Source organism: Pseudomonas sp. NFACC05-1, from assembly GCF_900100135.1.
GTDB classification, from domain to species: domain Bacteria; phylum Pseudomonadota; class Gammaproteobacteria; order Pseudomonadales; family Pseudomonadaceae; genus Aquipseudomonas; species Aquipseudomonas fluorescens_Q.
Genome location: NZ_FMTR01000011.1, coordinates 118466 through 143363, shown reverse-complemented (window position 1 = coordinate 143363; position 24898 = coordinate 118466). Strand labels below are relative to the sequence as shown.

The following is a 24898-nucleotide window of genomic DNA, read 5'->3' as shown; positions in this document are numbered from 1 at the left end:
CGCCCATTAGCAAAAAGGAGAGCCCCTGCCAGGGCATTTACAGATGGTTTTTCGCCGTTTCGAAACACTGATCGATATCTTCCGCGACGCCCCGAGCTCGGCCCCGCCGAACCGCGTCCTGCCCTTCTACACCTATTACCTGAAACAGGTCTGGCCCAGCTTCGTCGTGCTGCTGGTGGTGGGTCTGATCGGCGCGCTGATCGAGGTGGCGCTGTTCAGCTACCTGAGCCGCATCATCGACCTGACCCAGGGCACGCCGAATGTGGACTTCTTCAAGGTCCATGGCCTGGAACTGGCCTGGATGGCGGTGGTGGCGTTGGTCTTTCGGCCGATCTTCGTGGCCCTGCATGACCTGCTGGTGCACCAGACCCTGAGCCCCGGCATGACCAGCCTGATCCGCTGGCAGAACCACAGCTACGTGCTCAAGCAGAGCCTGAATTTCTTCCAGAACGACTTCGCCGGGCGCATCGCCCAGCGCATCATGCAGACCGGCAACTCCCTGCGCGACTCGGCGGTGCAAGCCGTGGACGCCCTGTGGCACGTGCTGATCTACGCCATCAGTTCCCTGGTACTGTTCGCCGAAGCCGACTGGCGCCTGATGATTCCGCTGCTGATGTGGATCGCCGCCTACATTGGCGCCCTGTGTTACTTCGTGCCAAGGGTCAAGGAGCGCTCGGTGGTGTCGTCCGATGCCCGCTCCAAACTCATGGGCCGGATCGTCGACGGCTACACCAACATCACCACCCTCAAGCTGTTCGCCCACACCAACTTCGAACAGCAATACGCCCGCGAAGCCATCCAGGAGCAGACCGAAAAAGCCCAGTTGGCCGGTCGCGTGGTGACCAGCATGGACGTGGTCATCACCAGCATGAACGGGCTGCTGATCGTCGGCACCACCGGGCTGGCGCTGTGGCTCTGGACTCAGTCGCTGATCAGCGTGGGCGCCATTGCCCTGGCGACCGGGCTGGTGATCCGCATCGTCAACATGTCCGGTTGGATCATGTGGGTGGTCAACGGCATCTTCGAAAACATCGGCATGGTCCAGGACGGCCTGCAGACCATCGCCCAACCGGTCAGCGTCACCGACCGCGACCAGGCCAAGCCCCTGGCGGTCGCGCGCGGCGAGGTGCGTTTCGAGCACGTGGATTTCCACTATGGCAAGAAAAGCGGCGTGATCGGCGACCTCAACCTGACCATCAAGCCCGGCGAAAAAATCGGCCTGATCGGGCCGTCCGGCGCGGGCAAATCCACGTTGGTCAACCTGCTGCTGCGTCTTTATGACGTGCAAGGCGGGCGCATCCTCATCGACGGCCAGGACATCGCCGAGGTCGGCCAGGAAAGCTTGCGCGAGCGCATCGGCATGATCACCCAGGACACGTCGCTGCTGCACCGCTCGATTCGCGAGAATCTGCTCTACGGCAAGCCAGACGCCACCGATGCGCAACTCTGGGAAGCCGTGCGCAAGGCCCGGGCCGATGAGTTCATCCCACTGCTGTCGGATGCCGAAGGCCGCACCGGTTTCGATGCCCATGTGGGCGAACGCGGCGTGAAACTGTCCGGCGGCCAGCGCCAGCGCATCGCCATTGCCCGGGTACTGCTCAAGGACGCGCCGATCCTGATCATGGACGAAGCGACGTCAGCACTGGACTCGGAAGTCGAAGCGGCGATCCAGGAAAGCCTCGAGACCCTGATGCAAGGCAAGACCGTGATCGCCATCGCCCACCGCCTCTCGACCATCGCCCGCATGGACCGCCTGGTCGTGCTGGAAAACGGCCACATCGCCGAAACCGGCAGCCATGCCGAACTGCTGGCCCATGGCGGGTTGTATGCGCGGTTGTGGCAGCACCAGACGGGTGGGTTCGTGGGGATCGACTGAATCAACCAGACACCACTGACCCCTGTGGCGAGGGAGCTTGCTCCCTCGCCACAGGGTCTTTGCTTAAACAGTAGGGCCAGTGCAGCCCCAAGGCCTTTCTGAAAAAATCTGTCCAGAATCCATTTAGCCCATATAGCAACGACATACTCCCCGCCGACCACGGCCAAAACCGCCCCAGTCCATGACTCTGGCGGTTTTTTTGTGCCGCTGGATTTGTCGATAAACCCTGCTGTACTCAGCCCAGGTTCTGGAGATGAGCCTGTCGTAATGCTGCAGGATGCATAACCGATTATCACGACTGTTTTTTCAAGGATGCTTATGTCTTTACTCAAACGTTCAACGACTGAGTTGTTGGGTACGTTCTGGCTGGTGTTGGGCGGCTGCGGCAGCGCGGTATTGGCTGCCTCCGGGATTGGCGTGCTGGGGGTTGCCCTGGCATTCGGCCTGACGGTGTTGACCATGGCGTTCGCCATCGGTCATATCTCCGGCTGCCACCTGAACCCGGCTGTGTCGGTGGGTTTGTACGTGGGCGGGCGGTTTCCGGCCAGGGAATTGCCGGCCTACATCATCGCCCAGGTCATCGGTGGTGTGCTGGCCGCGGCGCTGATCTACTTCATCGCCAGCGGCAAGGAAGGCTTTGACCTGACCGCGTCCGGCCTGGCGTCGAACGGTTACGGCGAGCATTCACCCGGTGGGTATTCGTTGGCGGCCGGTTTTGTGACCGAGCTGATCATGACGGCAATGTTCATCCTGATCATCCTCGGCGCCACCGATAAACGTGCCCCGGCCGGGCTGGCACCGATTGCCATCGGCCTGGCCCTGACGCTCATTCACCTGATCTCGATTCCAGTCACCAACACGTCCGTCAACCCGGCCCGCAGTACCGGTCCGGCGCTGATCGTCGGCGGCTGGGCCATCGAGCAACTGTGGCTGTTCTGGGTAGCACCGCTGCTGGGTGCTGTCATTGGTGGTGTCTCTTACCGCTGGCTGGGCAACGAAGACAGCTGAGTCACACCCGCGAAAAATCAGCACTGCCGATAAGGCAGTGCTGTTTTCGCCTCTTCGGCATAGGCCAGCACCCCCTCTTGCTCGCGCACGAGGAAATCCGCCACGGCCGCTTTCAACCCCGGATGCCGCAAGTAATGCCACGAACGGGTAATCACCGGTTCGAACCCGCGAATCAATTTGTGCTCGCCCTGGGCCCCGGCATCGAAACGCTGCAAGCCATGGGCAATCGCGTAGTCCATGCCCTGATAGAAACAGGTCTCGAAATGCAGGCGATCAAATTCCGCCAGGCAGCCCCAGTAACGCCCGTAGAAACTGTCGCCGCCCACCAGGCTGAACGCCATCGCCACCGGCCGTGAACCTTGCTTGGCCAAGACCACGCGAATGGCCTCAGGCATGCGCTCGGCCAGCAGGCTGAAGAACGCCCGGGTCAGGTACGGCGCCTGCCGCCGCACCGCGTAGGTGTTGGCGTAACAGGCGTAGACAAAGTCCCACTGGGCCTCGTCCAGTTGCTGGCCTTCGAGCCATTCGAACTCGATGCCCTGCCCCGCCACCTGTTCACGCTCCTTGCGCATCTGCTTGCGCTTGCGCGAACTGAGGGCATCGAGAAAATCCTGGAAGTCCCGATAACCACGATTTTGCCAGTGGTACTGGCAGCCAATCCGCTGCAGCCAACCCTCCTGCCCGGCCAGCGCCGCGTCGGTGAAGGCATCGGTGAAGTTGATGTGGGCGCTGGAAAGCCCTTCGATCTCAAGATAACCCGGCAGGCTGCCCAACAATTCCAGACCGTCCTCCACGCGGGCCGCCAACAATCGCGGACCGCTGACCGGACTGAACGGCACCGCTGTCAGCAGCTTGGGGTAATACTCGATCCCGGCCCGGGCGCAGGCATCGGCCCAGGCATGGTCGAATACGTATTCACCGTAGGAATGCCACTTGCGGTAACTGGGCAAGGCCGCCAGCAGACGACCGCCTTCGATGTGCAGCAAATGCTCAGGCTGCCAACCAGATTGCGGGCCGAGGCTGGCACTGTCTTCCAGGGTGCTCAGGAAGGCGTGACGCAGGAATGGTTGGTTGGCGGGTACCAGGGCGTCCCATTCTTGCGGCGCAATGGCGGACAGGCTGTCCAAGACGTGAAGCGGCATGCGGTTCCTCGATATCCAGACAATGGATGGAGCGAGTATCGCCGATCCGGACGGTAGGAACGAGAAGCAGGATACTTTTTTACGGGCTTGGGTGATGAGTGATCCGAAATAGGATATTGGCGGTACTACTCGACATCTTGCAGTTCGAAAAAATCAGTTATTAGAGGTCGCCCCCTTTACTTATTCGCGAATATTCTTCATTTCCGCCGCTGTTCTGACTCTATCTTCCACACTGGCTAAATGTTCAGCGCGCTCCTGCCCTGGTATGTTTTTCATCATCTTATCGTACACTTCTGCGAGCGCCTCGAGTTTTTTTGCCCCACGCCGCGTAATTCCAAGCTCACCTTTGTGGCGTAGAGCGAATTCATAATTCTTCAATGCAGATATTGTTTTTCCGCGAAAAAAATCTTGCTCACTGATCATGTTACTCACAATCTCCGGACTGACTTCCAGATCACTAATTTCAATAAATTTAGCCTCATATTTTCTAACCATCACGTCAAAATAAGCCACGTTTTTTTGGGCATTCAAAACATCTTCAGACCCAATAACTCTTAAACTCGGAGGCTTGACTCTGTGCTTAGTCAAGGTAAAAATCCCGGATGTAGTTTCGCCCACAGAAAACGCTGCTGGCTTTCTAAAAAAACGCGATACAGCTCCTATAAAACCATGCCCCGTCGGGTCTACATTATTAATTGGATCCCCCACACAATACATGTACGCATTCAATCCCCCCCTACCGAAGGGACTCAAGTTATCCGGGCTGTGAAACCTCATCAACTGAGGATTGAAGACACGGTAGCCCTTGCCCAGCAAATACCAGCCGGTCTGCCTTTCGCGCCGCTCGCCGTTGTAACCCAAATGACTACTCGCCGAGCTGCCTTCAACCCGCTGGCCATAGGGTGAATACGCAATACTCGTGAGTCCCTGCCGAGTAACTTCACCCATCACGCTGTTCTTATCATCGCCCATCAGCAATATGGGACCGGCATCACCACCGGTTTGGCACTCGGCGAGCACCATGCCCTCTGCACGCACGAAGGTTGTGCTGACAGTCCCGCTGACCTCGCTCGCCAGCTCATCGTTTCGGTAGAACCGATGCTCTTTGCCCGCGGACGTAGTGCGCCCGATCAAGCTATCGAGTGCGTCATAGTGAAATCGGGTGGTCGGTTCATCGGGCGAGGCACCGAAGTTGGTAATGGGGTGATTGGACCCAAGATCTGAATCCGCCATGGTCGACTCTCCAGATGAGCTATGGTGGCCTGAGGAAGTAAGCACGCTTTCTAGATACGGCGAAACTGTCAGGGTTGACAGGTGGCCACCCATACAGCGCTTACCCAAACGCGGCTCAAAAAAAAACCCCGCCAGAGGCGGGGTTCAAAGGAGCGCTTTAACGGATGAAGTCAGAGCGGTATATCAAGCCAGTGCGGTTTAGAACACGTACTGGGCGCGCATCACAAAACCGTCGCCATCGTCATCGCCATTGGCGTTGGTCACTTTGTCGGTCTTGGCCTTGATGTAGGCGGCGGAGATTTTCACCGCTTCGTTGGCGTACCAGTTCACGCCCAGGTTGTGCACCTTGGCTTCGGCATCGCCCACGTCGCGGGTCGCCGAGGCAGTGGTGATGTTGTCGTCTTCGACGGTCAGGCTGTCGAAGCGATAGAACACTTCCCAGGCGCCGATGGATTTGTTCTGAGGTTTGATCGCGTCAAACTTGCCGACTTTATAACCACGGGACTCGCCGGTGAGGGTGTACGCGCCCTGTACGTAGAAGCCATGGCCTTTGATGTCTTCGAAACCATCGGCATCAGCCTTGGTCTTGCGAGTGATGTATTCGCCCTGGATCGACGCAGGCCCCATGGCGAAAGCGGCTTCCAGGCCGAAGGCGGTGTCGCGGTCGTACGAACCGGCTGGCGAGTTGTTCGCGCCGCCCAGTACCGGACGGTTGCCGTTAGGGCCGGCGTCGTTGCCACCCATGGTTTCAACGCCACGCATGCCCAGGCGGGAGCGATAACGCGCATCGAAGACGGTGTCGGAGACGTCGCGCGAAGCCACGTTCACACCGAAGTGCAGCACGTTGCCAGCATCGTGCATTGGCGCGAATACGAAGCGACCGTTGACTTGCTTGACGCTGTCGCCGTCGGTGTCGTCGGTGTCTTTGCTGAATACACCGGCCGAGGCATAGAACGAATCGGCGAAGGTGCTGGAGGCTTGCAGGCCCAGGCCGTTCTGATGGCTGTTCGTCCAGTCGATCAGGTCGTAAGCGGCGTTACGCTCAGGTGCAGTGACCCACTTGGAGCTGGTGGCTTTTTCCAGGCCGAAGTCGGGGTCGAAGCGACCAACCTTGATCGAAACCGGCTTGAAGCCGTTGTAGGCCAGGGACGCTTCGTCGAAGTAGCCGTTATCGGAGTCGCCACTGTTGTGGGACATGTCGTAGTTGATGGTGTAGGCCCAATCCGTGTACAGCACGCCGGACAGTTCCAGGAACGCGCGGCGGATGTAAGCGGCATCGGCCGAGTTGCCGTTGTCGGTGTAGATACCATCGAACTGGCTGTAGTCAGCCTGCAGACGACCACCGAGCTTGAAGCTGAACTCTTTGTCAGTGGTAGCGACCTCAAGGCCGCCCTTGGTTTTGACCACGATATCGGCGCCGTCGGTGGTGACGGTGCCGGCGAAAGCCTGGGCGGTTACTGCCATTGCCAGTGCGCTGGCGGCAACACCTGCGAAGTGCTTGCGGATCATCGAAGAATTCCCCTGTTGGTAGTCTATGCGTTAGAAAACACGCGGAACTGGGCCCGCTGGTGTTGGGAGGGGATCTTGGCGACGGGTTGTGTCAGGCGAGTTGCTATCACATAAAGATTTTATGACAGCGGAACTTTTTACTTCGAAAGGGAATAACTGAGAAGCAGCTGCAAGGAGTGAGCTGCAAGCGGCAAGTTAGAGCAGTCGCAGGTGCATACGGAACTAGGGGTGGTGACGTTTACGTTCAGCCGCGAGTTTTTCGGCGAGGTGATCCAGGTCGGGAATGGGGGCTTCAGGAAGCTTTTTGAGGGTCGCCTGCATTAGCCGCATCTGGCGGATAAAACGCCGGCAGTTGGGGCAGAACATCAGGTGATGACGCACCATCAGGCGTTCACGAAAACTTAACTGGCCGTCGAGATAATCGCTGGAGCGCGCCACTTGTTCCTTGCAGGTCAGCATTCGCCGGTTTCCTCGAAATGTTCAACGGTCGCGAAGACTTTCAGCCGGGCGCGATGCAACAGCACTCGCACATTGGAGAGCGAAATATCCAGAAGATTACAGATTTCTTCCAGCTCCAGTCCCTGGCGTTCCCGCAGGTTCAGCACGCTGCCTTGCAGTTCCGACAGGCTGAGCAACGTGTGCTCCAGGCAATCGCGTAATTCCGCCATCGTGAGCAGCGCCTCAGGCGTGTCCTGGTGCCAGGCGAACGGCGCCAACAGCCAATGACCGTCGGCGGCGAAACGATCATCGCCGAGGGTGCCATGGGGTGACGGCAGATCGTCGAGCAACACCTCCCGACGGTTCTGTTTGTAGCGCCCTTTGGCAGCGTTGGCGGTGATGGTCAGCAGCCAGGTCTTGAGGCTGGAACGTCCCTGGAAACCACTGAGATTACGCACCACCGACAGCCACGCGTCCTGCACCACCTCATCGACATGGCGGCTGCCGACGATGGCATAGGCCACGGCGCGCATCGGGCTCTGGTAGGCGCTGACCAGCTCCTTATAGGCCTGCTGCTCACCGGCCAGGAGGCGTTGGAGCAGAAGGGTGTCATCGGTGACCGTCATTCAACGCCCCATTGCCTGGAAGACTGATGATTTTTCTGTTTGTGGCGAGGGAGCTTGCTCCCGCTGGGTTGCGAAGCGGCCCCAAGATTCTGCGGTCGCTGCGCAACCGAGCGGGAGCAAGCTCCCTCGCCACACAAAAGCTGAACCAGCCCAGATAGAAACTGAAAAGGCACAGATCAAAGCTGAGCCAGACCAGATCAATGCTTACGCAAAATCACACTGCCAATCGAATACCCAGCGCCGAACGAACTGAGCACAGCGACCGAACCGCTGGGCAAGTCATCCTGGTATTTGTGAAAAGCAATCACCGAGCCCGCCGAACTGGTGTTGGCGTAGCGGTCGAGGATCACTGGCGCTTCCTCTTCGGTGGCTTCGCGCCCCAGCAGTTTGCGCACGATCAGGTGGTTCATGCTCAGGTTGGCCTGGTGCAGCCAGAAGCGCTTCACCTCGCCGACGTTCAGCTGGTTTTCTTCCAGGTGGGCACCGATCAGCTCGGCCACCATCGGGCAGACGTCGCGGAACACCTTGCGGCCTTCCTGGACAAACAGCTTGTCACGGCTACCGATGCCTTCTTCGGCGGCGCGGTTGAGGAAGCCGAAGTTGTTGCGAATGTTGTTGGAGAACTTGGTCAACAGCTTGGTGCTGACCACGTCGAACTGGTACGGCGAGGTCGCCAGGTCCGCCCGCTCGATGATCACGGCGGTGGCCGCGTCGCCGAAGATGAAGTGGCTGTCGCGATCACGGAAGTTCAGGTGGCCGGTGCACACTTCCGGGTTGACCATCAGGATTGCCCGGGCCTGGCCCAGTTGCACGCTGTTGGCTGCTGCCTGGATGCCGAAAGTGGCTGAGGAACAAGCCACGTTCATGTCGAAACCGAAACCTTCGATGCCCAGGGCTTCCTGGACTTCGATGGCGATGGCCGGGTAGGCACGCTGCAGGTTGGAACAGGCGACGATGACCCCGTCGATGTCGGCGACCGTGCGGCCGGCGCGCTCCAGGGCCTGTTTCGCAGCGCCGATGGCCATCTCGCAGAGCACCGACCACTCGTCGTTGGAGCGCTCGGGCAACCGTGGGGTCATGCGTTGCGGATCAAGAATGCCCTCCTTGTCCATGACAAAGCGGCTCTTGATGCCGGAGGCCTTTTCGATGAACGCGGCGTTGGATTCGGTCAACGCCTCGACTTCACCGCGCGCGATGGCATCGGCGTTGTCGGCGTTGAATTGCGCGACATAGGTATTGAAAGATTGCACCAGCTCTTCATTGGAGATGCTGTTGGCCGGGGTGTACAGGCCGGTGCCGCTGATGACGACGTTATGCATGGTCGTGTCTCTGATCTGTTCAGGCAGAAAGCATTGGCACCGACGTACCAATACACAAAGGGACTTTTCCCATCCGGGGAAGCAGCCCTGGCATCGCTTTATTCCGATCCGCCCGAGGCATTGAAGCTCAAAACCACGGGACCGGCATTTATAGCCGCGAAGTTTGCCATAAACGCTGGCGTTTGGCCCATTCTCCCTCACTTACTACATAAAACCTGTGGGTTACGGGCCTGCCCGTGATTCTGCGATCAGCCCTCCACCAGGCTCCACTGCTTGCCCAGGCGCTTGTCGGAAATCGGCACCTTGGTCCCCAGTTGCTGGGCGAACAGCGACACCCGGTATTCCTCCAGCCACCAGCGGTACAGTTCCAGTTGCGGATCGCGCTTGCCTTCCTGGGCGTGTTTGCTGGCGCGGGCCTGGTATTGGGCCCAGAGGTTCGACAGCTCGCCGCTCCAGACCCGGTCTTTCTGCACCTGGCTACCGAGCTTCTCGAAGCGTTGCTCGATGGCCTTGAGGTAGCGCGGCAGCTCCTTGAGCCACTGATGTGGGGTTTCGCGCACGAACCCCGGGTACACCAGGTGGCTGAGTTGCTGCTTGATATCGTTCAGCGCCACGGCCTGGGCCAGGTCGATCTTGCCCTTGAAGCGTTTTTGCAGGCCATGCCAGAGCTTGAGGATGTCCAGGGTCAGTTTCGCCAGACGTTCGGCATGCTCGGTCCAGCCGCCGCGCTTGCGCTCGGCCAGGGAGGCCAGTGCGGCACCGTCGCGGGGCAGGCTCGCTTCGCCTTCGAGCACACAACTGTCGAGGCTGGCGAGCAGGATGTCTTCCACCAGGCCGTCGATGCGGCCCAAGTCGCGGTACAGCAGGCCCAGCTCCGTCAGCCCCGGTAGCTTGCCACGCAGGAACTTGGCCGATTCGGCCAATTGCTGCATGAGCAAGCGTTGCAAGGCGCGGCGATGCTGGAACTCGGCTTCGGCCGGGGTCGGGAAGCGGCCTTCCTTGACCACGCCGCCCTCTTCCACCAGCGCCGGATAGACCGTCATCGACAGCCCGGCGATCTTCTGCTGGGTTTTCTCGGCCACCGGCGCGAAGATTTTCGCCTCCACCGGCGCCTGGCTTTTCGCCGTTTGCGGTACGGCCAAGGCGGCCTGGCTGGCCTCGGCAAAGCGCGCCGTCAGCTCGGCCAAGTCCCGGCCCTCACCGAGGAACTTGCCCTGGCCGTCGACGATTTCCAGGTTCATGCGCAGATGGCTTTCCACCTGCTGCGCGGCTTCCGCCCAGGCTTCGTCGCTGACCCGCGCGCCGGTCATGCGCAACAACTCACGGCCCAGGGCTTGCGGCAACGAACCTTCGGCGAAGGTGATGCGTTGCAGCGCCGCCTTGACGAAGTCGGGCACCGGCACGAAGTTCTTGCGCAAGGCCTTGGGCAGGTTGCGCACCAGGGCGATGCACTTGGCTTCGATCACCCCTGGCACCAGCCACTCCAGGCGCTCCGGCGGTAGCATCGGCAGCAGTGGCGCCGGCACTCGCAACGTCACGCCGTCGCGTGGGTGGTTGGGCTCGAAGTGATAGCTCAGCGGCAAGGTCAGGTCGCCGACGCGCAAGGTGTCGGGGTAATGCGCGGCGGTGACTTCGCTGGCTTCGCGGGCCAACACGTCTTCTTCGCGCATGATCAGCAGTTGCGGGTCTTTCTGGCTGTTGATCCGGTACCAGCTGTCGAACGTCGCGGTCTGGTGGATCTCGGCCGGCAAGCGCGCGTCGTAGAAGGCAAACAGGGTTTCCTCGTCCGCCAGGATGTCGCGGCGACGGGCCTTGGCTTCCAGCTCGTCGAGTTGCTCCAGCAACCGGGTATTGGCACTCAGGCACTTGGCTTTGGACTGGATCTCGCCGCGCACCAGCGCCTCGCGGATGAACAGCTCCCGTGACACCACCGGGTCCACCGGCCCGTAATGCACTGGCCGTCGACCAACGACGATGAGCCCGAACAGGGTGATTTGCTCATAGGCCACCACCTGTCCGCGCTTCTTCTCCCAATGGGGTTCGAAGTGGTTTTTCTTGATCAGGTGCCCGGCCAGCGGCTCGATCCAGTCCGGTTCGATCTTGGCAACCATGCGCGCATACAGCTTGGTGGTTTCCACCAGTTCGGCGGTCATCAGCCATTGCGGACGCTTCTTGCCCAGGCCCGAAGACGGATGGACCCAGAACCGCCGCTGGCGGGCGCCGAGGTAGTCGCCCTCTTCGGTTTTCTGGCCGATCTGGCTCAACAGGCCCGAAAGCACCGCTTTGTGCAGTTTCGGGTAATCGGCCGGTTCTTTATTGAGGCTCAACTGCATGTCGCGGCAGATCAGGCTCAACTGACGATGGGAATCGCGCCACTCGCGCAGGCGCAGGTAGTTGAGGAAGTTCTTGCGGCACCAATTGCGCAGCGGGCTGGCGGTCAGGGCCTGGCGCTGCTCTTCGAAACCGCGCCACAGGTTGACCAGCCCGGCGAAGTCCGAATCCGCGTCCTTCCACTGGGCGTGGGCCTGGTCCGCCGCCTGTTGGCGCTCCGGCGGACGCTCGCGCGGATCCTGGATCGACATGGCACTGGCGACGATTAACACTTCCTGCAAACTGCCCAGCTTCGCCGCTTCCAACAGCATGCGGCCCATGCGCGGGTCCACCGGCAGGCGCGCCAACTGGCGACCGAGCGGGGTCAATTGGCTGTTGCGGTCCACCGCCGACAATTCCTGCAGCAGGTTGAAACCGTCACTGATGGCCTTGCCATCCGGCGGCTCGATGAACGGGAAATCAGTGATCTCGCCGAGGCGCAGGTGCAGCATCTGCAGGATCACCGCCGCCAGGTTGGTGCGCAGGATTTCCGGGTCAGTGAACTCCGGCCGTCCAAGAAAATCTTCTTCGCTGTACAACCGCACGCAAATCCCCGGCTCGACCCGCCCACAGCGCCCCTTGCGCTGGTTGGCGCTGGCCTGGGAAATGGCTTCGATGGGCAGGCGCTGGACCTTGGCGCGATAGCTGTAGCGGCTGATGCGCGCGGTGCCGCTGTCGATCACGTAGCGGATGCCCGGCACGGTCAGCGAGGTTTCGGCGACGTTGGTCGCCAGCACCACGCGACGGCCCGGGTGGGACTGGAAGATCCGCTGCTGTTCGGCCGGCGACAGTCGCGCATACAGCGGCAGGATCTCGGTGTGCTTGAGCTGGGCCTTGCGCAGCATCTCCGCGGCGTCGCGAATCTCCCGCTCGCCCGGCAGGAACACCAGCACGTCCCCAGGGCTGCGGCGCTCGCTGCGCTCGTAGGCGGCGATTTCATCAAGGGTGGCGAGGATCGCCTGGTCGACAGTCAAGTCATCCTCGACCCGGTTGCCTTCCTCGTCCTGCTCCAGGGTCAGCGGGCGATACCAGGTTTCCACCGGGAAGGTGCGGCCCGAGACTTCCACGATCGGCGCATCATCGAAATGCTTGGAGAAGCGCTCCAGGTCGATGGTCGCCGAGGTGATGATGACTTTCAGGTCCGGACGGCGTGGCAGCAGGGTCTTGAGGTAGCCCAGCAGGAAGTCGATGTTCAGGCTGCGTTCGTGGGCTTCGTCGACGATGATCGTGTCGTAGCGCTCGAGGTAGCGGTCGTTCTGGGTCTCGGCCAGCAGGATGCCGTCGGTCATCAGCTTGATCAGGGTGTTGGCGTCGCTCTGGTCCTCGAAGCGCACCTGATAACCCACCAGCGCCCCCAACGGCGTGGCCAGTTCTTCGGCAACACGGCTTGCGACGCTGCGGGCGGCGATCCGGCGCGGTTGGGTGTGGCCGATCAAGCCGTGCTGGCCGCGACCGATTTCCAGGCAGATCTTGGGCAACTGCGTGGTTTTCCCCGAACCGGTCTCGCCGGCAATGATCAGCACCTGGTGCTTGAGCAGCGCGTCCTTGATTTCGTCGCGCTTGGCGGCGATCGGTAGATTGTCGTCGTAGCGGATCACCGGCAGGCTGGCCTTGCGCGCCAACACCTGGTCGCACGACGCCTGCATGCGCGCCACCCACTGGGCCAGCTTGGCCTCGTCGGGTTTCTTGCGCAGCTCGAGCAACTGGCGCCGCAACCGGTGACGGTCGGCGAGCATGGCGTGGTCGAGGTTTTTCAGCAGCTTGTCGATAGCGGGGGCTTGGTCAGTCATCAGGTACGCAAGGGTCTTCGGTTTGTGCAGGGGGGCGATTGTCGCAGATTTGCGGCCATTGCGCCGAACGCGCAAAGCAGCCCACCGCCACACCCTTGTGGGAGCGAGCTTGCTCACGATGGTGGTGGTTCAGCCTGCATTAGATGTTGACTGAGATACCGCTATCGCGAGCAAGCTCGCACACAGGAGCTTTTCGTCAAAGCTGCTTGTGTGGCGAGGGAGCTTGCTCCCGCTGGGCTGCGCAGCAGCCCCTCTCAAGCTCACTCAATCAACCTGATCCACCGTGTCGCCGGGTTCTAGGGCCGCTGCGCGCCCCAGCGGGAGCAAGCTCCCTCGCCACGGGAATTGGGCACGGCGCGGGTTAAGGGAATGCCTCGAATCAGTGTCAGTTTCACGAGCAAATCGATTGGTCGACCGGGTAGCTTTTGAGCTTTTGAGCTTTTGAGCTTTTGAGCTTTTGAGCTTTTGTGGCGAGGGAGCTTGCTCCCGCTGGGCTGCGCAGCAGCCCCCTCTCAAGCTCACTCAATCAACCTGATCCACCGTGTCGCCGGGTTCCAGGGCCGCTGCGCGCCCCAGCGGGAGCAAGCTCCCTCGCCACGGGAATTGGGCACGGCGCGGGTTAAGGGAATGCCTCGAATCAGTGTCAGTTTCACGAGCAAATCGATTGGTCGACCGGGTAGCTTTTGAGCTTTTGAGCTTTTGAGCTTTTGAGCTTTTGAGCTTTTGTGGCGAGGGAGCTTGCTCCCGCTGGGCTGCGCAGCAGCCCCCTCTCAAGCTCACTCAATCGACCTGTTCCACCGCGTTGCCGGGTTCTAGGGCCGCTGCGCGCCCCAGCGGGAGCAAGCTCCCTCGCCACAGGGGGCTTCGTTTACCTGCTGGGTTATTCGTTGTCCAGGTCCTTACGCCGATACGGGAACACGTCGATCACCTTCCCCGCCCGGATTGCCTCTTGCAGGCCTTTCCAATAGTCGGCGTTGTACAACTCGCCGTGCAACTGGTCGAACAGCTTGCGCTGCCCGGCGTCAGCGAACAGGAAGGGTGGGAACTCCTCGGGAAACACGTCCAGCGGCCCGATGGAATACCAGGGCTCGGAGGCCATTTCGTCTTCCGGTGTACGGGGCTGGGGGATGTGGCGGAAGTTGGCTTCGGTCAGGAAGCAGATTTCATCGTAGTCGTAGAACACCACGCGGCCGTGGCGGGTCACGCCGAAGTTCTTGAGCAGCATGTCGCCGGGAAAGATATTGGCCGCCGCCAGTTGCTTGATGGCCAGGCCATAGTCTTCCAGCGCCTCGCGCACCTGGTCCTGGTTGGCGTTCTCCAAATACAGGTTCAGCGGTGTCATGCGGCGCTCGGTCCAGCAGTGACGAATCAGCACCGTGTCGCCTTCCACCGACACCGTGGACGGCGCCACTTCCAACAGCTCCTCCAGGCACGCCGGCTCGAACTTGCCCAGGGGAAAACGGAAATCGGCGAACTCTTGGGTATCGGCCATGCGCCCGACCCGGTCGACGCTCTTCACCAAGCGGTACTTCTCGATCACCGTGGCCCGGTCAACGTTTTTCGACGGCGAGAAGCGGTCCTTGATGATCTTGAATACGGTGTTGAAGCCCGGCAGGGTGAACACGCTCATGACCATGCCACGCACACCCGGGGCCATGATGAACTGGTCGTCGGTGTTCGCCAGATGATTGATCAACGCTCGGTAGAACTCGGACTTGCCGTGCTTGTAGAAACCGATGGAGGTGTACAACTCGGCGATGTGCTTGCCCGGCAGGATGCGCTTGAGAAAGCCGATGAATTCCGCCGGCACCGGCACGTCCACCATGAAGTACGAGCGGGTGAACGAGAAGATGATCGACACCTGCGCCTCGTCGGTAATCAGCGCATCGATCTGGATACCCCGGCCCTCGCGGTGCAGCAGCGGGATCACCAGCGGCCATTGGTCATCGCGGGTGAAGATCCGGCCCACCAGGTAGGCGCCCTTGTTGCGGTAAAGCACCGAGGAAAACAACTCCACCGTCAGTTCCGGGTCCTTGCAGACCCAGTCCGGCAGGTTCTCGCGCAACTGCGCTTCGAGGCGCTGCAGGTCGCCTGGCAAGTCGCCGTAGTCCTCGCTGAAACGGTAATCGGCGAACACGCTCGCCAGCATCCGGTCCAACTGCCCCTGGGGTTTGTAAGTGCGGGTCTGGGCGGCACGGGCGCGGCGCAGGCTGGGCCGGGTGGTGTGGATGAACATGGTGCCATCGCTGATCAGGTCGTGGCTGAACAGCCCGCAAAAGATCGAGTTGTACCAGGTTTCCGACAGCTCATCGTCGAAGCGCAGGTCGATCAGGCTGATGTAGGCGCTCTTGACCAGCGGCCAGCAGCTCACGTCCATCAGGGTTTCGTCATCGAAGGCCTTGTGCAGCTTGGCAACGGTTTCGAAGACTTTTTCTTCATACAAGTTGATGCGCGCCGCCGAAGCCGCTTGCGCCTCCAGCCACAGCGCCTGCTCGAACCGGGCGCGGGCGCCGTCGGTGATCTGCCGGAAGTGCTCACGATAATCGTCGAAGCCGTCGAGGATCGAACGGGCGATTTCGATGGCGGGCCATGGCTGCGGCATAGGGTAAACCTCGGCGGGTCATGCTTGTTATTGGCGACTGAGCTTAGAGGCCAATCACGCGCCAACGCAACCATTGCCATCGCTATTCAGGACGGCGACACTTGCCGCCCAATCAAGGAAGGAATGACTCGTGAACCTCGTCGATATCCTGCGCTTACTGTCACTGGCCGCTATCTGGGGCGCCAGTTTCCTGTTCATGCGCATTATCGCCCCCGTCATTGGCACAATCCCCACTGCCTTTTTTCGCGTGTCCATCGCCTTCGTCGGGCTGTTGGTGATCCTGGCCCTGATGCGCATCGACTGGAATTTTCGCGGCAAGCTCAAAGTCGTGATGGGGCTGGGCCTGATCAACTCGGGCATTCCGGCCACCTTCTATTCGTTGGCCGCCCAGGTGCTGCCGGCCGGTTATTCGGCGATCTTCAACGCCACCACGCCGTTGATGGGGGTGCTGATCGGCGGCTTGTTCTTCAGCGAAAAACTCACCCCAGCCAAGGTCAGCGGTGTCTGCCTGGGGTTGTTCGGCGTCGGCATCCTGACCCGCGCCGGCCCGGTGGCGTTCGACCTGCAATTGCTGATGGGCGCCCTCGCCTGCCTGCTGGCCACGACCTGCTATGGCTTTGCCGGTTTCCTCACCCGTCGCTGGCTCGATCAGCAAGGTGGCTTGGACAGCCGTCTCTCGGCCCTGGGCAGTATGTTCGGCGCCACGGTGTTCTTGCTACCGCTGTTTGGCTACAGCGTCATCAGCCAACCACCGGCCAGCTGGGGTGGCTGGAACGTTTGGTTGTCACTGTTGGGGCTGGGCCTGGTGTGTACCGCGCTGGCGTACATCCTTTATTTCCGCCTGCTCAGTTCCATCGGCCCGGTCAAATCCATGACCGTGACCTTCCTGATTCCGCCGTTCGGCGTGCTGTGGGGGGCGTTGCTGCTGGATGAGCCGTTGGGGATGGCGCATTTGTATGGCGGGGTGTTGATTGCGGCGGCGTTGTGGTTGGTGTTGAAACCTGGGGCGGCGAAACCGGTTCAAGCGTCCGCCCGGTAGTTCATCGGCGCGGTTAAAAATACCTTCGCGAGCAAGCCCGCTCCCACAAGGCCTGTACATAACCTGTGGGAGCGGGCTTGCCCGCGAAAGCAATGGTGCAGTCACTAAATATCTAAGGGCTAACGGCTTTTACGAAACACAAACACCAACCCCACGATGATCAGCACCATCCCCAACAAGCTCAACAACGCCAGCCGATTGCCAAACACCAGGTAGTCCATGATCGCCGTCACCGCCGGCACCAGGTAGAACAGGCTGGTGACATTCACCAGGTTGCCCCGGGCGATCAGTCGGTACAGCAGCAACGTCGCCAGCACCGACACCACCAGCGCCATCCACAACACCGGCACGATGAAACCCGTGTTGTACTCGAAGTGGAACGGCTGGAAGGGCACGAACACCGCGCACAGCACCAGCCCGGCCAGGTACTGCACCGGCAGCGTGCCCAGTGGGTTGTCGGTGATGCGCTTCTGCATGATCGAACCGGCCGTCATGCTCACCAGTGCCAGCAACCCACAGAGCATCCCGGCCAGGGACATGCCGGCCAGGCCGATGCCCTGGTACACCACCATGACCAACCCGACCAACCCCAGCGCCAGGCCGAACAGCCGCGACCAGGAACGCTGCCGTTCCATGAGCACCACGGTCAGGATCGGCTGCACGCCCATCAGGGTGGCCATCACCCCGGGGGTGACGTTCATTTGCAGCGCCAGCAGATAAAAAATCTGATAGGCGCCCAGCAGCACCAACCCGGTGGTCGCCGCGTACAGCATCGGCTTGCCAGTCTTGGGCAGCTTGAACTTGAGCAACGGAATCAACAGCACCAGCGCCGACAGGGCGATGGCAAAACGGATCAGCAGAAAAGCGAAAGGTGAAGCATGGGCCAGGCCCAGCTTGGAAAAGATCGCCCCACTGCTCCACAGCAAAACGAACAGGCTCGTGGAAGCCGCCGCCAACAAGGCGTTTTTAGAAAGGGAAAACATGAATACCACCTGTAGTCAGGCAAAAAGCCAACTCAGCCGAAGCTGAAGTCCAGTAGTTTTTTCAGGCAGGCACAGGGGACGGCAACCGTTGCCGATCAGCCCTGAACGCCAACACCCGGCGGTGATACGACGGCGTACACCGGTGGGCTACTGACAGGTGGAGGGTATTGACCGATCTGCGCAGGCTGCTGACTCCCACACGGCACGACGCCAGCGTTGAACGCTGGAACCACGACCGCGATGACAGGGGATGCAGGCATGAGCCGATCTCTTGAAGGGTGGGTTCGAAAACCCGAAGGGCGCCGACTATAACCAGCGCTCGATGGACTACGCAATATTTAAACGAACAACCAGTAGCCAAGCGCCGTCAGCACCGCCACCGCCAACACTGGCCGCATCACCCGGTAGGCCTTGGGATGCTTGCGCTTGAACTGCTTGACCCGGCCGCTGATGCCGTCACTGAACGACTTGCTCCAGGCATAGGCCCGGTTGATACCACCGACGTGTTCTTCCTCCAGGTTCTGCGGCGCGGTGGCGCGCCCGAGGAACGCGCTGATGCTGCGGTTGAGGCGGGTCATCAACCGGCTTTTCAGGGGCCGCTCGACATCGCAGAACAGGATCACGCGGGTCTGCGGGGTTTCGTTCTTGACCCAGTGCACATAGGTTTCATCGAACATGACGTCTTCGCCGTCGCGCCAGGCGTAGATCTGACCGTCGACGAAGATCCGGCAGTCGTCGGAATTGGGGGTGGACAAGCCCAGGTGATAACGCAACGAACCGGCGAAGGGGTCTCGGTGGGGATTGAGATGGCTGTCACCCGGCAGCAGGGCAAACATCGCGCCCCGGACATTGGGGATCTGGCTGACCAGCGCGACCGTCCTGGGGCACAACAGCTCAGCCGACGGCAGCGGTTTGTCGTACCACTTGAGGTAAAAACGCTTCCAGCCCTTTTTGAAGAACGAGCCGAAACCCGCGTCGTTGTTCTTCTCGGCAGCGCGAATGTAGCCCTCGTCGAACAGGTGCATGGCCTCGTCGCGGATGACTTGCCAATTGTCCTTGAGCACATCCAGTTCGGGGAACTTGCTGCGGTCCAGGTAAGGTCTCGAGGGCACGCCGGAGAACAGGTACATCAAGGCGTTATAGGGGGCAAACAGCGCCGAATGGTTGACGAACTGGCGCAATACCGGCAAACGCGCCTTGCCACGCAGGTGCACGTACAGCGTACTGCCCAGGAACAGCAGCAACACCGAGGCCTTGGCGACAAACGAAACGGTCATTTTTACAACTCCTTGTCCAAAAACAACTGACGCAACGCCTACTGCCCGACGTAGCCGAAGGCCATGTTAACCACTCCAGGCCCGGGTAAAAACCATCTGACGCAACATTCTCTGTTGAGTGAAACGCAATAAACACTTTCTAACATGCGCCGCCTGAACCTTGGCTGACGCATCGAACAATCATTCAACCTACGATGGCGAGAGCTTTTGTGGCGAGGGAGCTTGCTCCCGCTGGCGTGCGAAGCGCGCCCCTACGATCTGGCGACCCACGCTGGAGTCCGGACGCCTGCTTCGCAGTCGAGCGGGAGCAAGCTCCCTCGCCACAAAAGCGCCTGCGACTTGATGAGCTCCACCTATTTTGGGGGCGCTGCGCACCCCAGCGGGAGCAAGCTCCCTCGCCACAAAGCTCCCATCACATCCTGTGCAGGCAGTTACTGCTGAATCTCCTGCTCGGTAAACAAATCACTGAACAACATGCTCGACAAGTACCGCTCGCCCGAATCCGGCAGGATCACGACGATGGTCTTGCCCTGCATCTCCGGTTTTTCCGCCAGGCGCACGGCCACGGCCATCGCCGCGCCACAAGAGATCCCGCAGAGGATGCCCTCCTCCTGCATCAAGCGCAGGGCCATGGCCTTGGACTCGTCGTCAGATACCCGCTCGACCAGGTCAACGATCGACAGGTCAAGGTTCTTCGGCACGAACCCAGCGCCAATCCCCTGGATCTTGTGGGGGCTGGGCTTGATCTCCTGGCCCGCCATCGCCTGGGTAATCACCGGCGAAACCTCGGGCTCGACCGCCACCGACAAAATCGGTTTGCCGCAGGTGTTCTTGATGTACCGCGAAACGCCGGTGATGGTCCCGCCGGTGCCCACACCCGCCACCAGCACGTCCACCGCGCCGTCGGTATCGTTCCAGATTTCCGGGCCGGTGGTTTTTTCGTGAATCGCCGGGTTCGCCGGGTTATCGAACTGCTGCGGCATGAAGTATTTGGCTGGATCGCCGGCCATGATCTCGGCGGCTTTGTCGATGGCCCCTTTCATGCCCTTCGCCGGTTCGGTGAGCACCAGTTCCGCGCCGAGTGCCTTGAGTACTTTGCGGCGCTCGATGCTCATGGAGGCGGGCATGGTCAGCATCAGCTTGTAGCCACGAGCGGCGGCGACGAACGCCAGGCCGATCCCGGTGTTGCCCGAAGTCGGTTCGACGATGGTCATGCCCGGCTTGAGTTTGCCCGAGCTTTCAGCGTCCCAGATCATGTTTGCGCCGATCCGACACTTGACCGAATACCCTGGGTTCCGCCCCTCGATCTTGGCCAGGATGGTCACGCCGCGCGGGGCAATGCGGTTGATCTGCACCAGCGGCGTATTACCGATGGAATGGGCGTTGTCAGCGAATATACGGCTCATGGCTGGGTCCTTGATGCAGCGGGAATGTAAGCCTTTAAAGGTATGCCTCTTGCCCATGGGCGTCCAGTTGCACCGAACGTTCCCATTGTTGCGACAGTCAATGGCATTAGAAGGCGCTCCCTCAACAAACGCTGGAGACTGACTGACATGAAGCGTCGATATCGCTGGCCATTGTGGGTGTTCGCCGCCCTCGTCGCGGTGCTGGTGGCCCTGCATTTCGCCCTGCCTTACCTGGTACGCGACTACCTGAACGACAAACTGGCCAACATGGGCGATTATCGCGGCCAGATCACCGACGTGGACCTGGCCCTGTGGCGCGGTGCCTACCGGATCAACGGCCTGGAAATCGTCAAGGTCGACGGCAAGGTTCCGGTGCCGTTCGTCACCGCACCGCTGGTGGACTTGTCGGTGAGCTGGCACTCGCTGTGGTACGACCATGCGGTGGTCGCCGAGGTGGAATTCACCCGTCCGGAAGTGAACTTCGTCGACGGCGGCGCCAACCGACAGAACTCCCAGACCGGCCGGGGCACCAACTGGCGCGAGCAATTGGGCAAACTGCTGCCTATCACCTTCAACGAAGTGCGCATCCGGGATGGCAAGGTCACCTTCCGCAATTTCAACTCCAAGCCACCGGTCAACCTGCGGGCCACCGACGTCAACGCCAGCTTCTACAACCTGACCAACGTGGTCGACACCGAAGGCAAGCGCGACGCCCGTTTCGAGGGCAAGGCCCTGGTGGCCGAACACGCGCCATTGGAAATGCAGGCCACCTTCGACCCGTTGAGCAACTTCGAGGATTTCGACTTCCGCCTGCGAGCCAGGAACATCGAGCTCAAGCGCCTGAACGATTTCGCCGCTGCTTATGGCAAATTCGATTTCAATGCCGGTCACGGCGACCTGGTGATCGAGGCCGAAGCCGACAACGCCAAGCTCAGCGGCTACATCAAGCCATTGCTGCGCGATGTCGATGTGTTCGACTGGCAGCAGGACGTGGAAAACCAGAACAAGAACATCTTCCGCTCGGTCTGGGAAGCGCTGGTCGGCACAGGCGAAACGGCCCTCAAGAACCAGCGCAAGAACCAGTTCGCCACCCGAGTGGAACTCAGCGGCAATGTCCACCAGCAGGACATCAGCGCCTTCGAGGCCTTCCTGCAGATCCTGCGCAACGGTTTCGTCCAGGCCTTCAACGCCCGTTATGAACAGCCACCGCCTTCGACCGACTAGGGTTTGCGCGTGACGGTGTAGCGGCCGATCGGTTCCGCCGCCGCGATGCCCGCGCCACGCTGCAGCGAGTCCCATCCCAAGCACGCGAGGGCCAGCGAACGAGGTACAGCCTCGCGCCCACTGCTATAGCGGCTGATGCTGCGAGCGCTGACCCCCAGTGCTTCAGCCGCCTGGTTCAGCGGTAGGCCGGTGCGGGCACGCCAACCAATGAAAATGCGGGTATTTTCATCCACGGCATTCTGCGCCAGCGCATCCAGATACAAGGTATCGGCACCGATCTGGATATCCAGTTCGGGCCATTCCACGCTCCAACCATCATCCCCCACGCTCGCGCCTCCAAACGCTGCCTCTTTCAGCAAAGGCTGCAAGCCTGGGTAACGTTGCACGTCGGCACTCAAGTCCAGCGTCAATTGCTGCCCGTCGATGAACGTCAGTTCAAGACTGAACGGTAATAAAGCCTGCACGGCCAATAGCCGCGGCCGTTTCATGGGTAACATCGTTTCCAATCCTCCAACAGTTGCGCCTGGTGGACCCTGACCCAGTCCAGCGCTTGCTTGATGATCAACGGCGGCGCACGGCCCATCATCACTTTCCACGGTTTCCAGGCTCAACATCACATCCACCCCACCAGCCGTCAGGTGTACATGGGGCGGTGGATGGTCTCGTTCACGCAGTTGAATGCGGTAAGTATTTTTAAATCGATATTTCGTAGACATACACCAAACATATCGCCAAATTGGCGATATGCAATACTGGCAAGCCGCCGAGACTGAGTCAACATGTGACGCTCCATTCAGAGACTGAATACAGCGTCTGCGTTCACAGTCGGCGGGGCCTCGCGGTATAGTCGGGCACGCTCTTTATTTTCGCGCGCCCCGCCTCGCCAGGCCGGCGACACCGTTCGAGGAATTGCAGATGAAGTTCGAAGGCACCAGCGCCTACGTGGCCACCGATGACCTGAAACTGGCCGTGAACGCCGCCATCACCCTGGAGCGGCCGCTGCTGGTCAAGGGCGAACCGGGCACCGGCAAGACAATGCTCGCCGAGCAACTGGCCGAGTCCTTCGGCGCGCGCCTGATCACCTGGCACATCAAGTCCACCACCAAGGCTCACCAGGGCCTGTACGAGTACGATGCGGTCAGCCGCCTGCGGGACTCGCAATTGGGCGTGGACAAGGTCCATGACGTGCGCAACTACCTGAAGAAGGGCAAGCTCTGGGAAGCGTTCGAGTCCGAGGAGCGGGTGATCCTGCTGATCGACGAAATCGACAAGGCCGACATCGAGTTCCCCAACGACCTGTTGCAGGAACTCGACAAGATGGAGTTCTACGTCTACGAGACCGACGAAACCATCAAGGCCAAGCAACGGCCGATCATCATCATTACCTCCAACAACGAAAAGGAACTGCCGGACGCGTTCCTGCGCCGCTGTTTCTTCCATTACATCGCCTTCCCCGACCGCGTCACCCTGCAGAAAATCGTCGACGTGCATTACCCGGACATCAAGAAGGACCTGGTCAGTGAAGCGCTGGACGTGTTCTTCGACGTGCGCAAGGTGCCGGGCCTGAAGAAAAAGCCTTCCACTTCCGAACTGGTGGACTGGCTCAAGCTGCTGATGGCCGACAACATCGGCGAAGCGGTACTGCGCGAACGTGATCCGACCAAGGCCATCCCGCCGCTGGCCGGCGCCCTGGTCAAGAACGAGCAGGACGTGCAACTGCTCGAGCGCCTGGCGTTCATGAGCCGTCGCGGCACCCGCTGATCCTCTTCGTCTAACAAGAGCGAGGGCGATTGCCATGCTGCTTAACCTGTTCAATGAGATGCGCGCCGCCAAGGTGCCCGTGTCGGTGCGTGAACTGCTGGACCTGATCAACGCGTTGAAACAGCGGGTGATCTTCGCCGACATGGACGAGTTCTATTACTTGTCCCGGGCAATCCTGGTGAAAGACGAACGGCATTTCGACAAGTTCGACCGGGCGTTCGCTGCCTACTTCAACGGCCTGGAAAAACTCGACGATCACCTCCAGGCGCTGATTCCCGAGGACTGGCTGCGCAAGGAATTCGAGCGTTCGCTGACCGATGAAGAGCGGGCGCAGATCCAGTCCCTGGGTGGCCTGGACAAGCTGATCGAAGAGTTCAAGAAACGCCTGGAAGAACAGAAGGAACGCCATGCCGGCGGCAACAAATGGATCGGCACCGGCGGCACCAGCCCGTTCGGCTCCGGCGGCTTCAACCCCGAAGGCATCCGGGTCGGCGACGCCGGCAAGCGCCAGGGCAAGGCTGTGAAGGTCTGGGACCAGCGCGAGTACAAGAACCTCGACGACCAGGTGGAATTGGGCACCCGCAACATCAAGATCGCCCTGCGCCGCCTGCGCAAGTTCGCTCGCCAGGGTGCGGCCGAAGAGCTGGACATCGACGGCACCATCGACCACACCGCCCGGGACGCCGGCCTCTTGAACATCCAGATGCGCCCGGAGCGACGCAATACCGTGAAGTTGTTGCTGTTGTTCGACATCGGCGGCTCGATGGATGCCCACGTGAAGATCTGCGAAGAACTGTTCTCGGCCTGCAAGACCGAGTTCAAGCACCTGGAGTATTTCTACTTCCACAACTTCGTGTACGAGTCGGTGTGGAAAAACAACCTGCGCCGTACCTCGGAACGCACCTCGACCCAGGATTTGCTGCACAAGTACGGTGCCGACTACAAAGTGATCTTCATCGGCGACGCCGCCATGGCCCCCTATGAAATCACCCAGGCCGGCGGCAGCGTCGAACACTGGAACGAAGAGGCTGGCTATGTGTGGATGCAGCGTTTCATGGAGAAGTACAAGAAGCTCATCTGGATCAATCCGTACCCCAAGGACACCTGGGGCTATACCGCCTCGACCAACATCGTGCGCGAATTGGTGGAAGACCGGATGTATCCGCTGACCTTGCGGGGGTTGGAGGAAGGGATGCGGTTTCTTTCCAAGTGATCTTTGGCGCCCTTTAGGGCCTCATCGCGAGCAAGCTCGCTCCCACAGGGGATCTCAGTGTGACGAAGATCCAGTGTGGGAG

General features: G+C 60.5%; 18 protein-coding genes and 1 pseudogene. 6 read left to right on the top strand and 13 right to left on the bottom strand.

Annotation, left to right across the window (positions count from 1 at the left end):
• Nucleotides 1-43 precede the first annotated feature (43 nt).
• Together BLO97_RS17930 and aqpZ are read left to right on the top strand one after the other, a co-directional pair.
• A complete protein-coding gene (locus tag BLO97_RS17930; RefSeq protein ID WP_092347125.1) occupies nucleotides 44-1876 on the top strand; it encodes an ABC transporter ATP-binding protein in 1833 nt (610 codons plus the stop codon).
• Nucleotides 1877-2194: 318 nt separating this feature from the next.
• On the top strand, nucleotides 2195-2884 hold the full coding sequence (gene aqpZ, locus BLO97_RS17925) for an aquaporin Z (RefSeq protein WP_063322473.1): 690 nt from the start codon (nucleotides 2195-2197) through the stop codon (nucleotides 2882-2884).
• A gap of 17 nt (nucleotides 2885-2901) precedes the next feature.
• Here the strand turns inward: aqpZ and BLO97_RS17920 are convergent, their stop codons facing one another.
• The 8 genes from BLO97_RS17920 to aceK all read right to left on the bottom strand — a co-directional run bounded on the left by BLO97_RS17920 (nucleotide 2902) and on the right by aceK (nucleotide 15913).
• Nucleotides 2902-4026, bottom strand: a complete 1125-nt coding sequence (locus BLO97_RS17920) for a GNAT family N-acetyltransferase (protein ID WP_092347122.1) — start codon at nucleotides 4024-4026, stop codon at nucleotides 2902-2904.
• 180 nt (nucleotides 4027-4206) lie between these two features.
• A complete protein-coding gene (locus BLO97_RS17915; RefSeq protein ID WP_256572031.1) occupies nucleotides 4207-5259 on the bottom strand; it encodes an RHS repeat-associated core domain-containing protein in 1053 nt (350 codons plus the stop codon).
• A gap of 198 nt (nucleotides 5260-5457) precedes the next feature.
• Nucleotides 5458-6768 (bottom strand): OprO/OprP family phosphate-selective porin, encoded by a 1311-nt coding sequence (locus BLO97_RS17910; RefSeq protein ID WP_092347116.1) that lies wholly within the window; start codon nucleotides 6766-6768, stop codon nucleotides 5458-5460.
• A 222-nt stretch (nucleotides 6769-6990) separates the two neighbouring features.
• Nucleotides 6991-7227 (bottom strand): anti-sigma factor family protein, encoded by a 237-nt coding sequence (locus BLO97_RS17905; RefSeq protein WP_063322478.1) that lies wholly within the window; start codon nucleotides 7225-7227, stop codon nucleotides 6991-6993.
• Nucleotides 7221-7832, bottom strand: coding sequence for an RNA polymerase sigma factor (locus BLO97_RS17900; RefSeq protein WP_072341392.1), 612 nt, complete (start codon nucleotides 7830-7832; stop codon nucleotides 7221-7223). Before BLO97_RS17900 ends, BLO97_RS17905 begins: the two co-directional genes overlap by 7 nt.
• Before the next feature lie 197 nt (nucleotides 7833-8029).
• Nucleotides 8030-9151 carry a beta-ketoacyl-ACP synthase III gene (locus BLO97_RS17895; RefSeq protein ID WP_063322480.1) on the bottom strand — a complete coding sequence of 374 codons (1122 nt, stop codon included), beginning with the start codon at nucleotides 9149-9151 and terminating at the stop codon, nucleotides 8030-8032.
• A gap of 248 nt (nucleotides 9152-9399) precedes the next feature.
• Entirely contained in the window at nucleotides 9400-13311 is a 3912-nt protein-coding gene (hrpA, locus tag BLO97_RS17890; protein ID WP_092347113.1) for an ATP-dependent RNA helicase HrpA, read from the bottom strand.
• Between the two features lie 880 nt (nucleotides 13312-14191).
• Entirely contained in the window at nucleotides 14192-15913 is a 1722-nt protein-coding gene (gene aceK, locus BLO97_RS17885; protein ID WP_092150813.1) for a bifunctional isocitrate dehydrogenase kinase/phosphatase, read from the bottom strand.
• A gap of 130 nt (nucleotides 15914-16043) precedes the next feature.
• Here aceK and BLO97_RS17880 point away from each other — a divergent pair, with 130 nt between their 5' ends.
• On the top strand, nucleotides 16044-16952 hold the full coding sequence (locus BLO97_RS17880; RefSeq protein ID WP_092347110.1) for a DMT family transporter: 909 nt from the start codon (nucleotides 16044-16046) through the stop codon (nucleotides 16950-16952).
• A 119-nt stretch (nucleotides 16953-17071) separates the two neighbouring features.
• Here the strand turns inward: BLO97_RS17880 and BLO97_RS17875 are convergent, their stop codons facing one another.
• The 3 genes from BLO97_RS17875 to cysK form a co-directional block, all read right to left on the bottom strand.
• A complete protein-coding gene (locus BLO97_RS17875; RefSeq protein ID WP_092150807.1) occupies nucleotides 17072-17935 on the bottom strand; it encodes a DMT family transporter in 864 nt (287 codons plus the stop codon).
• Between the two features lie 338 nt (nucleotides 17936-18273).
• The gene (locus tag BLO97_RS17870; protein WP_092150804.1) at nucleotides 18274-19212 is read right to left on the bottom strand and encodes an aspartyl/asparaginyl beta-hydroxylase domain-containing protein; all 939 of its coding nucleotides are present in this window, start codon (nucleotides 19210-19212) and stop codon (nucleotides 18274-18276) included.
• Between the two features lie 431 nt (nucleotides 19213-19643).
• Nucleotides 19644-20618, bottom strand: coding sequence for a cysteine synthase A (gene cysK, locus BLO97_RS17865; protein WP_092150801.1), 975 nt, complete (start codon nucleotides 20616-20618; stop codon nucleotides 19644-19646).
• A gap of 147 nt (nucleotides 20619-20765) precedes the next feature.
• Between cysK and BLO97_RS17860 the strand changes: the two genes are divergently transcribed.
• Nucleotides 20766-21842: a DUF748 domain-containing protein gene (locus tag BLO97_RS17860; protein WP_092150798.1), complete on the top strand. Its 1077-nt coding sequence runs from the start codon at nucleotides 20766-20768 to the stop codon at nucleotides 21840-21842.
• Here the strand turns inward: BLO97_RS17860 and BLO97_RS17855 are convergent.
• Complete coding sequence (locus BLO97_RS17855) at nucleotides 21839-22339, bottom strand: DUF2442 domain-containing protein (RefSeq protein WP_092150795.1); 501 nt, start codon at nucleotides 22337-22339, stop codon at nucleotides 21839-21841. The two genes, BLO97_RS17860 and BLO97_RS17855, sit on opposite strands and share 4 nt — an antisense overlap.
• Nucleotides 22327-22558 (bottom strand): annotated as a pseudogene (locus tag BLO97_RS31985) (DUF4160 domain-containing protein). The gene BLO97_RS17855 and the pseudogene BLO97_RS31985 overlap by 13 nt, the downstream one beginning before the upstream one ends.
• 199 nt (nucleotides 22559-22757) lie before the next feature.
• On the opposite strand from BLO97_RS31985, the gene BLO97_RS17845 reads away from it, so the two are divergent.
• Nucleotides 22758-23603 (top strand): AAA family ATPase, encoded by an 846-nt coding sequence (locus BLO97_RS17845; protein ID WP_003184225.1) that lies wholly within the window; start codon nucleotides 22758-22760, stop codon nucleotides 23601-23603.
• Between the two features lie 34 nt (nucleotides 23604-23637).
• Nucleotides 23638-24816 carry a vWA domain-containing protein gene (locus BLO97_RS17840; protein ID WP_003198888.1) on the top strand — a complete coding sequence of 393 codons (1179 nt, stop codon included), beginning with the start codon at nucleotides 23638-23640 and terminating at the stop codon, nucleotides 24814-24816.
• Nucleotides 24817-24898 lie beyond the last annotated feature (82 nt).